This is a genomic window from Pseudoxanthomonas sp. P4_B2 (assembly GCF_056402315.1).
In genome coordinates this window covers 1-651 of the sequence record NZ_JBFUHQ010000016.1, presented here as the reverse complement: position 1 = coordinate 651, position 651 = coordinate 1, and the positions used below count along the sequence as shown (strand labels likewise).

The window sequence follows — 651 nt, the reverse complement described above, 5'->3', positions numbered from 1 at the left end:
GAGTTTTTTCTGCGCAAGGTATTCGGCGGGGCTGATGCCGTAGCGGGCCTGGAACTTGCGCTGCAGGTGCGAAGCGCTGAGTCCGACCGCCGCCGCCAATTCGTTCAACGTAGGTTCGCCGCCGTCCAGCAGGACGCGGGCGCGTTCGAGTTTTTCGTCGTTAGTATCCATGGCCCACAGCGTAGCGGGCGCACTGGGCGCCCGCTATCCGATTCTTGCTGTCGTTTCCTTCTCCCCCTGGGAGAAGAGCCTGCCCCGTACTTGATACGGGGTGCCCGAAGGGCGGATGAGTGCGTGAAGTATCAGTTTGTAATGCAGTTTCCGTGGATCAGAATTGCCGCGCCCTCATCCGTCGCTTCGCGCCACCCCGTATCAAGTACGGGGCAGGCTCTTCTCCCGGTGGGAGAAGGAAAGCAATTAATCCGCCCAACGGCCCGGCATGGTCGATACCGGCAACACCTGCGCCGACAACGTGCGGTCGTTGCCCAGCACGTCGATGGCGTCGCCCAGGATCGACGCCGATTCGCGCAGCAGCGGATCAGGACGCTTGTCGGCCAGTTTTTCGCGGGCGGCGTCCTTCACGATATCGCGCTCGTTGGCGCCCAGGCCGTCATCGGCCGCATCGTCGGCCAACGGATCCAGCGCGCGAGA

1 protein-coding gene and 1 pseudogene are annotated in these 651 nt (G+C 63.3%); both read right to left on the bottom strand.

Annotation, left to right across the window (positions count from 1 at the left end; genetic code table 11):
- Nucleotides 1–171 (bottom strand): AraC family transcriptional regulator (locus tag AC1DTQ_RS18830; protein ID WP_477851572.1); only part of this gene is annotated, 171 nt, incomplete at its 3' end.
- 246 nt (nucleotides 172–417) lie between these two features.
- Nucleotides 418–651: pseudogene (locus AC1DTQ_RS18825) on the bottom strand (carboxy terminal-processing peptidase); the annotation flags it as partial.